9 protein-coding genes are annotated in these 9173 nt (G+C 61.0%); 7 read left to right on the top strand and 2 right to left on the bottom strand.

Annotation, left to right across the window (positions count from 1 at the left end; genetic code table 11):
* Nucleotides 1-118: 118 nt before the first annotated feature.
* Both cobF and ACQ4MY_RS23240 read right to left on the bottom strand, forming a co-directional pair.
* Complete coding sequence (cobF, locus tag ACQ4MY_RS23245) at nt 119-874, bottom strand: precorrin-6A synthase (deacetylating) (protein ID WP_440096615.1); 756 nt, start codon at nt 872-874, stop codon at nt 119-121.
* Nucleotides 874-1443 (bottom strand): histidine phosphatase family protein, encoded by a 570-nt coding sequence (locus ACQ4MY_RS23240; protein WP_440096614.1) that lies wholly within the window; start codon nt 1441-1443, stop codon nt 874-876. Before ACQ4MY_RS23240 ends, cobF begins: the two co-directional genes overlap by 1 nt.
* A gap of 332 nt (nt 1444-1775) precedes the next feature.
* On the opposite strand from ACQ4MY_RS23240, the gene ACQ4MY_RS23235 reads away from it, so the two are divergent.
* From ACQ4MY_RS23235 to astA, 7 genes are all read left to right on the top strand, one after another.
* Nucleotides 1776-2630: a MurR/RpiR family transcriptional regulator gene (locus ACQ4MY_RS23235; protein WP_440096613.1), complete on the top strand. Its 855-nt coding sequence runs from the start codon at nt 1776-1778 to the stop codon at nt 2628-2630.
* Between the two features lie 2 nt (nt 2631-2632).
* Nucleotides 2633-3277 (top strand): isochorismatase family cysteine hydrolase, encoded by a 645-nt coding sequence (locus ACQ4MY_RS23230; RefSeq protein ID WP_440096612.1) that lies wholly within the window; start codon nt 2633-2635, stop codon nt 3275-3277.
* On the top strand, nt 3274-4605 hold the full coding sequence (locus tag ACQ4MY_RS23225) for a glutamine synthetase (RefSeq protein ID WP_440096611.1): 1332 nt from the start codon (nt 3274-3276) through the stop codon (nt 4603-4605). Before ACQ4MY_RS23230 ends, ACQ4MY_RS23225 begins: the two co-directional genes overlap by 4 nt.
* Nucleotides 4589-5341 (top strand): N-formylglutamate amidohydrolase, encoded by a 753-nt coding sequence (locus ACQ4MY_RS23220; RefSeq protein ID WP_440096610.1) that lies wholly within the window; start codon nt 4589-4591, stop codon nt 5339-5341. The genes ACQ4MY_RS23225 and ACQ4MY_RS23220 overlap by 17 nt, the downstream gene beginning before the upstream one ends.
* Nucleotides 5342-5423: 82 nt before the next feature.
* Nucleotides 5424-6773: an APC family permease gene (locus ACQ4MY_RS23215; protein WP_158831748.1), complete on the top strand. Its 1350-nt coding sequence runs from the start codon at nt 5424-5426 to the stop codon at nt 6771-6773.
* A gap of 118 nt (nt 6774-6891) precedes the next feature.
* The gene (locus ACQ4MY_RS23210; RefSeq protein WP_440096608.1) at nt 6892-7908 is read left to right on the top strand and encodes an arginine N-succinyltransferase; all 1017 of its coding nucleotides are present in this window, start codon (nt 6892-6894) and stop codon (nt 7906-7908) included.
* A 61-nt stretch (nt 7909-7969) separates the two neighbouring features.
* Nucleotides 7970-9004 carry an arginine N-succinyltransferase gene (gene astA / locus ACQ4MY_RS23205; RefSeq protein WP_008082462.1) on the top strand — a complete coding sequence of 345 codons (1035 nt, stop codon included), beginning with the start codon at nt 7970-7972 and terminating at the stop codon, nt 9002-9004.
* Nucleotides 9005-9173 lie beyond the last annotated feature (169 nt).

Here is a 9173-nt window from a genome sequence, read left to right as displayed (position 1 = left end):
ACCAACGCCATCGCGAGCAGGCTCACTCCTACACCGTTCGGTGGTAGATCCATAATCCCCAGCGACACAAAAACCTGTGTGGCTTGCCGGCGATTGGGCCCGCCCGGCCAGCAAAAATCTAAGGCTTGCGCAGCAAATACGTGTCCATGATCCACCCATGTTCCGCCCGTGCCGCCTTGCGCACCCGCTCGATTTCATCGGCAACATCACTCAACTTGCCGCTGATCAAAATCTCGTCCGGGGTGCCCAGATAAGCACCCCAAAAAATCTCCGTCTGCTGATCCTTCACCGTGTGATAGGAATCTTCAGCGTCGAGCATCACCACCACGCTGTCCGCGTCACTCACCTGCCCCGCCGCCAAACGCCGCCCGGTGGTGATTTCAACTGAGCGGCCAATCGTGTTCAACGGCACCTTGTGCTGTGCCGCCAGCGCCTGGACGCTGGTAATTCCCGGGATCACTTCAAACTCAAAGGCACACCGCCCTGACGCCAGAATCGCCTGCAGGATACGAATCGTGCTGTCGTACAACGCCGGGTCGCCCCAGACCAGGAAACCACCGCACTCTCCGTCAGACAATTGGTCATTGATCAGCCTTTCGAAGGTGCGTTGCTTGGCATGGTTGAGCTCGGCGACGCTGGCGGCGTAGTCGACATCGCCGCGTTCACGCTCGGGGCTGTGGGCTTCAGCGAAACGGTAAGCGCGATCGGTGATGTAGCGTTCACAGATCTCGCGGCGCAGGTCAATCAACGCGTCCTTGCTCTGACCTTTATCCATGAGGAAGAACACATCGACCAGATTCAGCGCCTTCACCGCCTGCATCGTGATGTAGTCCGGATTACCGGCGCCGATGCCGATCACCAGCAGCTTTTTCATCAGCGCGTCTCCTTGCTGTCGATACCCGGCAAGCGTAGCCGCCAGATACCGTTGAAGCGTAACTCAAGGATGGCCAGCGGCTCGACGTCGACTGCGTTGAAAGCCGCGCCCTGCACCACCTGCATCAACGCGGCGCGCACAATGTAAGGATGGGTAATGGCGACGACATGCCCGGGTGTCGCTGCCAGCTCTTCGAGCCAGGCGGCGACCCGCTCGCCCACTTGCGCCACTGACTCACCGCCATGCGGTGCCGCGTGAGGATCGGCCAGCCAGGCTTGCAATGCGTGTGCATCGGTCTGCTGCAGATCCTTGATCGACTGCCCGTGCCAATGCCCCCAGTCGCAGTCGCGCAAGGCCGGGACCACTTCAGCGTCCGTGCCGAACCACTCAGCCGTTTGCCGGGTGCGCAATTCCGGACCACACAACAGACGGAACGGTGAATCGAGCCGTGTCGCCCACAAGTCAGACGCTAATTGCTCATTTTCAACAGGCTCGTTTGTAGGAAAACGCGACAATTTCTGTGCGACGGTTCGGGCATGGCAAATCAGAGTCAAACGGGTGGTACGCACAAGCAGTCACTCATTCGAAGGTCGGGAAAAATCGGCGCAGCCGTCGGCAATAACCGCCATTGTGCCGTATGCCGGAGGGTTGCAGCCAACTCGACGGCGCTGACGGCAACCTTTTGCGAAGTGCCGAATCGGCAATTTCTGACGTCGTTCCGGGCAATGGACTACAAGACAGTGCGACTACCGTGTAGCCCTTGTTACACGGGCGTCTTGCCCCATTTTGGGGCTTTTGCTCCACGGTAAAAAATTCACTAGACATGTAGCGTCAGTTACATAAATACTGTTTTAACGGATTATGAAGCGAATTCAACACCCCCCATCCAGCAGGAGCCCGGATGCCCCCTCTCAGAGACCTGATCACCGACCCCGGCCTTGATCTTACGCCGTCGGAGCGCAAAGTCGTTCGCGCCTTGCTTGATCAGTACCCGCGTAACGGCCTGGGGCCGATGGCACGTCTGGCCGAACATGCCGGTGTCAGCGACCCGACGATCGTGCGGCTGGTAAAGAAGCTCGGTTTTGGTGGTTATGCCGAATTCCAGGATGCCCTGCTCAGTGACATGGACCATCGCCTGCGCTCGCCAAGCACCCTGTTGCAGCCTCGCTCGCATCAGAACAAGGACGATGCCTGGAGCCACTACCTTGCTGACAGCCATCGTCTGTTACTTGAAACCCAGGCGCTGACGCAACCCGAAGACATACGAATCCTCGTCGACTGGCTGCTGGATGCACGCCATCAGGTGTACTGCTTCGGCGGCCGTTTCAGCAGCCTGATGGCCACGTACCTGCTCAATCATTTGCGCCTGTTGCGTCCCGGCTGTTTTGCCCTGGAAGACAATGCGCTGCTGCCCGACCGGTTGTTCGACCTGCAACGTCAGGACGTGGTGCTGGTGTTCGACTATCGCCGTTATCAGACCCAGGCCCTGCGCGTCGCCAGCGCGGCAAAAAACAACAACGCCCGGGTGGTGTTGTTTACCGACATCTACGCGTCGCCCCTGCGCGAGTTGGCTGATCTGATCATCAGCGCCCCGGTCGAATCGGCCTCACCGTTCGACACCATGGTGCCGGCGCTGGCCCAGGTCGAGGCATTGATTGCCTGCCTGACCCTGCGCGGCCCGGAGCTGGCCGATCGCCTGGAAGGCATCGACGCCCTGCGCAACGAATTCGCCACTCATCTGCTGGAGGAAAAATAAGGATGTTCAGCCTTCCCCACCGCTCGCCACGGGATCTGCCGTTTGTCACCGACCACACGGCGTTGCTGCTGGTCGACATGCAGCGCGCCTGGCTCGAACCGCAGTTCGACCCGCACCTCAGTGGCCCGGACGGCGAGTACTTCCTCAACCGCGCCCGCACGCAGGTGGTGCCCAACCAGCAGCGGTTGCTCGGCGCCTTTCGCCAGGCCCGGCAGAATGTGTTGCACACGATTATTGAAAGCCTGACCGCCGATGGTCGCGACCGCTCGCTCGATCACAAGCTGTCAGACATGCACCTGCCCAAGGGCAGCCCGCAGGCGCAGGTCATTGCTGAACTGACCCCGCAGGAAAACGAAATCGTCCTGCCAAAAACCTCGTCCGGCGTGTTCAACTCGACCGCCATCGACTACGTGCTGCGCAACCTCGAAACCCGACACTTGATCATCGCCGGCATCGTCACCGACCAGTGCGTGGACATGGCCGTGCGCGATGCCGCCGATCGCGGTTATCTGGTGACGCTGGTGGAGGACGCTTGCGCCACCTACAGCGCCGAACGCCATCGCGCCTGCCTGAACGCAATCAAGGGTTATTGCTGGATCACCGACACCGACACCGTGCTCGGCCGCCTGCAGGAGATGCAGCCATGAGCGCACGCCTGACGCCGCTGCCGATGACCACCATCGTCACCACCGACCTGATCGGCATCACCCGTGGCCGCTCGTTTCCCACCGATGAGCTTGAGCATTACCAGGCCGCCGGTTGCGGCTGGGTGCCGGCCAACAGCGCGCTGACGCCACAGGACATCATCGCCTCGACCAATCCGTGGGGCGCTTATGGCGACTTGCGGCTGATTCCCGATCTGAGCAGTCGCGTCACCGTTGGCAATGGTCCGGATGCCGATGCGCCGGCGCTGGACTTCATCCACGGCGATATCCGCGAGACCGATGGTCGTGCGTGGGGCGCCTGCCCGCGCACGCTGCTGCGCGATGAGATCGAGCGCTATCGCGATGCGTTGGGCTTGCAAGTCAACGCCGCGTTCGAACATGAATTCAACCTGCACGCCGGGTTTGTCGAGCATCTGGCGTTTTCCCTCGAAGCCCAGCGTCAGGGCGCCGAATTCGGTGGCTGGCTGCTCAGCGCCCTGCGCGCGGGGGGTGTCGAGCCGGAAATGTTCCTGCCTGAGTACGGCAAGCATCAATACGAAATCACCTGTCGGCCGACACTGGGCGTCGCGGCGGCAGACCGCGCGGTCAACGTGCGCGAAATCACCCGCGAGATCGCCCGGCAAATGGGCCTGGACCTGAGCTTCGCACCGAAAACCGCCGAGCATGCGGTGTGCAACGGCGTGCACTTGCACGTCAGCCTGCTGGATCTGGCCGGTCAGCCGATGCTCTACGACGCGGGCACCAGCAACGGTCTGTCGAGTCTTGGCCAGCACTGGGCAGCGGGCGTCCTGCATTACTTGCCGGCCCTGTGTGCGTTCACTGCGCCGACGCCGGTGTCGTACCAACGCTTGCAGCCGCACCACTGGAGCGCGTCCTACGCCTGCCTCGGTCAACAGAACCGTGAAGCGGCGCTGCGCATCTGCCCGACCGTGACCCTGGGTGGCAAATCCGTGGCCCAACAGTTCAACCTCGAATTTCGCGCCATGGACGCCACGGCGTCGCCGCACCTGGCCATGGCGGCACTGCTGATTGCCGGGCGACTGGGCATTGAACAGCGTCTGGCCCTGAACGCGATCACCGACGAAGTGCCCGATTCACTCAACGACGAGCAACGCCAGGCCCGGGGCATCGTTGCCCTGCCCGCCTCGCTCGCCCAGGCGCTGGATTGCCTGCGCGACAGTGCAGCCTTCAATGAATGGCTGCCCAAGCCGTTGCTCGACACGTATCACGCCCTTAAAACCGAGGAACTGGCGCTGACGGAACAGCTCTCGCCTGCTGACCTGTGTGAGCACTATGCACGCCTGTACTGAATCCGCCGAGCTTGGGTTGTACACCCGCCCGGCCTACAACCTGAGCCGCGAGGACTCGACACATCCGTTGATTCTGGTGTGCGAACACGCGAGCCGCTACATCCCCGATGCCCTGAACAATCTGGGCCTGGATGAGGCCGCCGCCCGTGAACACATCGCATGGGACATCGGCGCACTGCAACTGGCCGAGCAATTATCGGAAAAACTTGGCGCCACACTGTTGAGCGCCAATTATTCGCGACTGCTGATCGACCTGAACCGTCCACGGCATGCGCCCGACAGCATTCCGGCACAGAGCGAGATCTATCAGATCCCGGGCAACCGTGAGCTGGACGAAGCCACGCGCGAATACCGGCGCCAGGCCTTGTTCAAGCCGTTTCACACACGCTTGCAGACGCTGATCGACGAACGCATCGCCAAAGAGCAACCGGTACGGGTGGTGGGGATTCACAGTTTTACCCCGGTGTATTACGGCCAGCCACGACCGCTGGAAGTCGGCGTGCTGTTTGGTCAGGCGAAGGACTACGCACAACGCCTGCTCGACGGGCTCGCTGAGCATCCGCTGAAAGTGGCGGGCAACCAGCCGTACAAGATTGATCCGCTGGGCGACATGACCGTGCCGGTACACGGCGATGCCCGGGGCCTGGATTCGGTGCTGATCGAGGTGCGCAACGACTTGTTGCGCAGCCCCGAAGCGGTATCGCGCTGGGCCGGATACCTCGCGCCATTGCTGTAACGCAAGACTGCTGACGCTGTAAACGATGGACCGACATAACAACTAAAAAACGACCGATCTGGCTGACAAGGAGTTGCGCTTCATGGAAATTGAAGAATTCGGCTACAAGCAAGAGTTGAAACGTAGCCTGACCCTCACGGACCTGGTGGTGTACGGGATGATCTTCATGATCCCCATCGCCCCGTTCGGTGTGTATGGCTACGTTAACGCCGAGGCGCCGGGGATGGTGCCGCTGGCCTACATCATCGGCATGGTGGCGATGCTGTTTACCGCGCTCAGCTACGGCAGCATGGCCAAGGCATTTCCGATCGCAGGCTCGGTGTATTCCTACGCGCAACGTGGCTTGAACCAGCATGTCGGTTTTATCGCTGGCTGGTTGATGCTGCTCGACTACCTGCTGATTCCACCGCTGCTGTATGTGTATGCGGCGATGGCGCTCAACCATTTGTACCCGGACATTCCAAAAGTCGGCTTTATTCTGGCGTTCCTCGTCAGCGCAACATTCGTCAACCTGCGCGGCATCACGTTCACCGCGCGGATGAACATCATCTTCCTGCTGGCCCAACTGGTCGTGCTGGGGATCTTCCTGTTTTACGCCTGGACGGCCCTGCATAACGGTGGCGGTCACGGCGAGCTGACATTGGCGCCGCTGTACAACCCCGAAACGTTCAATTTCGCCCTGTTGATGCAAGCGGTGTCGATTGCGGTGCTGTCGTTCCTCGGCTTCGATGCAATCTCGACGCTCGCCGAAGAAATCAAAGGCGATCCGGGCAAGAGTGTTGGCAAAGCGGCGCTGATTACCTTGTTGGTCATGGGCGTGATTTTCGTCGCGCAAACCTGGATCGCCACCGATCTGGCGGCCGGCATGGGCTTCACCTCCGCCGACACCGCGTTCTATGAAATCGCCGAAATCGCTGCCGGCAGCTGGCTGGCGACGTTGACCGGCGTAGCCACCGCGCTGGCGTGGGGCGTGGCCGTGGCGATCACCTCGCAAGCCGCGGTATCGCGCCTGCTGTTCGGCATGGCCCGCGATGGCAAATTGCCGAAAGTGCTGGCCAAAGTTCACCCGAAACACAACACGCCGTATCTGAGCATTTATCTGGTGGCGGTACTGTCGCTGTTGATCTGCTACCTGTTCATCAACTCGGTCGACACCCTGACCTCTCTCGTCAACTTCGGCGCCCTCAGCGGCTTCATGCTGTTGCACCTGACAGTGATCAACTACTACTGGCGTCGGCAGAAGTCCGGACAAGTCGTGCGCCACCTGATCTGCCCAGTGATCGGCTTCATCATCGTCGCGGCCATCATGTACAACATGGGCGTCGATGCGCAGAAACTCGGGCTGATCTGGATCGCGCTGGGCCTGGTGTATCTGTTCTTCCTGAACAAGCTCGGCGCCAGTACCGCGCTGCCCGACCCGAGCAATGGCTGACAAGAAAAAGGGCGGCGTCTGACAACAAATCAGGCGACCGCTGATTTAACGCGTGGAACCCGACAGTGATAGTCAGGTGCGGTGAACTCACCGGACCTTTTGATACAGGAGTACATCCATGCTGGTCTTACGCCCAGTCGAGCTAACCGACCTGCCTCAGTTACAACAATTGGCCCGCGCCAGCCTGGTGGGCGTGACCTCTCTGCCGGATGACAGCGAACGCTTGCGCGAGAAAATCACCGCCTCCTGTGCCTCATTCGAAAGCGCAGCGGCGGCGCAGGGCCCGGAGAATTACTTCTTCGTGCTCGAAGACCTTGAAACCCAGCGTCTGTCGGGTTGCTCGGAAATTGTTGCCACCGCCGGCTTCAACGAGCCGTTCTACAGCCTGCGCAACCGCCATTTCACCAGCGCCTCGCGGGAGCTGAACATCGAGCACGGAGTGCCGGCGCTGTCGCTGTGCCATGACCTCAACGATCACACGCTGCTGCGCGGTTTTCACATTGACGCAGGGCTGGTGCGTACAGCTTTTTCCGAATTGCTTTCGCGGGCGCGCCTGCTGTTTATCGCCGCTCATGCGCCGCGTTTTGCCGAAGCGGTGATTACTGAAATCGTCGGCTACAGCGACGAGAGCGGCCAATCGCCCTTCTGGGATGCGCTGGGCAAACACTTCTTCGATCTGCCTTACGTCGAAGCCGAAAGGTTGTGTGGGTTGCAGAGCCGCTCGTTCCTTGCCGAACTGATGCCGCAATACCCGATCTACGTGCCGATGCTGCCGCTGGCGGCGCAGGAATGCATCGGGCGCATTCACCCTGACGGGCAGGAAGCGTTCGACATTCTTGAGCGTGAGGGCTTTGAAACCAACAGCTACATCGACCTGTTCGACGCCGGCCCGACGCTCTATGCGCGCACCGCAAACATTCGGACGATCGTTCGCAGCCAGATCCTCCCGGTGCAGCAGCAGTCGCGGATCGATGCCCGTGGCCGCTACCTGCTGAGCAACGATGCGCTGCAGGGTTTCCGGGCCATCGTCGCCGAACTGGATGTCCACGCCGATCAACCGCTGGCCCTCACCCCGGCCATGTGTGCGGTGCTGAACGTGACCGATGGCAGCCCGATCCGGCTGATTGCCCTGTGAACCACGCCCGGTGCCGCAGCCAACGACAGTGCCCGAACAGGCGCGCAAAAGGAGTTACAGCATGATTGTCCGCCCGGTCAATGTCAGCGACCTGCCAGCGTTGATGACGCTGGTTCAACAGGCCGGCCCGGGGTTCACCACCCTGCCGGCCAACGAAGATCGCCTGGCCCATCGGGTACGCTGGGCGCAACGGGCGTTCGCCGAGCAGGTAGAACGTGCCGACGCGGACTACCTGTTCGTGCTCGAAGACGATGACATGCGCGTGGTCGGCGTCAGCGCGCTGTCCGGGGCGGTCGGCTTGCGCGAGCCCTGGTACAACTATCGAGTGGGGCTGACGGTGAGTTCGGCGCCGGATCTGGGCATACAACGGCAAATCCCGACACTGTTTCTCAACAACGAACTGACCGGCCAATCGGAACTGTGCTCGCTGTTTCTCGGCCATGCTCAACGTCATGGCAGCAATGGCCGTTTGTTGTCACTGGGGCGGCTGTTGTTCGTCGCCGAGTTTCCACACCTGTTTGGCGAAAAGATGATCGCCGAACTGCGCGGCAGTGCCGATGAACTGGGCTGTTCGCCGTTCTGGGACAGTCTGGGCCGGCACTTCTTCCAGATGGATTTCAGCCACGCCGATCACCTGTCCGGGCTGGGCAACAAATCGTTCATCGCCGAACTGATGCCGCGCCAGCCGCTCTACACCTGCCTGCTCACCGAAGAGGCTCAGGCGGCCATCGGCCAGGCGCACCCCAATACCGAGCCGGCGCTGAAAATCCTTCAGGCCGAGGGTTTTTCTCACAAGGGATATATCGACATTTTCGACGGTGGGCCGGTGATTGAAGCCCCCGTGCGCAGTATCCGCACCGTGCGCGACAGCGTGGAACTGACCCTGAGCCTCGGCACCCCGGATGACCAGGCGCCACTGTGGCTGATCCACAACCGCCGCCTGGAGAACTGCCGCATCACCGTCGCCCGCGCCCGTCGAGTTGGCAGCAGCCTGGTGATTGATCGCCTGACGGCCAAACGCCTGCAACTGCAGCCAGGCAACTCGGTGCGCGCGGTCATGTTGCCCAATCAACAACAGCAGGCCGTTGCGGCCTGATTGCCCGCCACGACCCTCTCGCCACAGGCATCCTTGCACCACAGCCCAATCCCCTTCAGCAAAGATATGCCCCCTCTCCACAGGTGATACCTTTCAGCAAACAGCTCCCCCGTCCAACTGACCCTTGCAAATTCGTCATGATCCTTGACCCATTCGCGTGATAGCCTTT

Origin of the sequence: Pseudomonas sp. SM4, assembly GCF_051913165.1 — a bacterium.
In the GTDB taxonomy this organism is placed as follows: Bacteria; Pseudomonadota; Gammaproteobacteria; order Pseudomonadales; family Pseudomonadaceae; genus Aquipseudomonas.
This window is presented reverse-complemented; position numbering and strand designations above follow the sequence as displayed.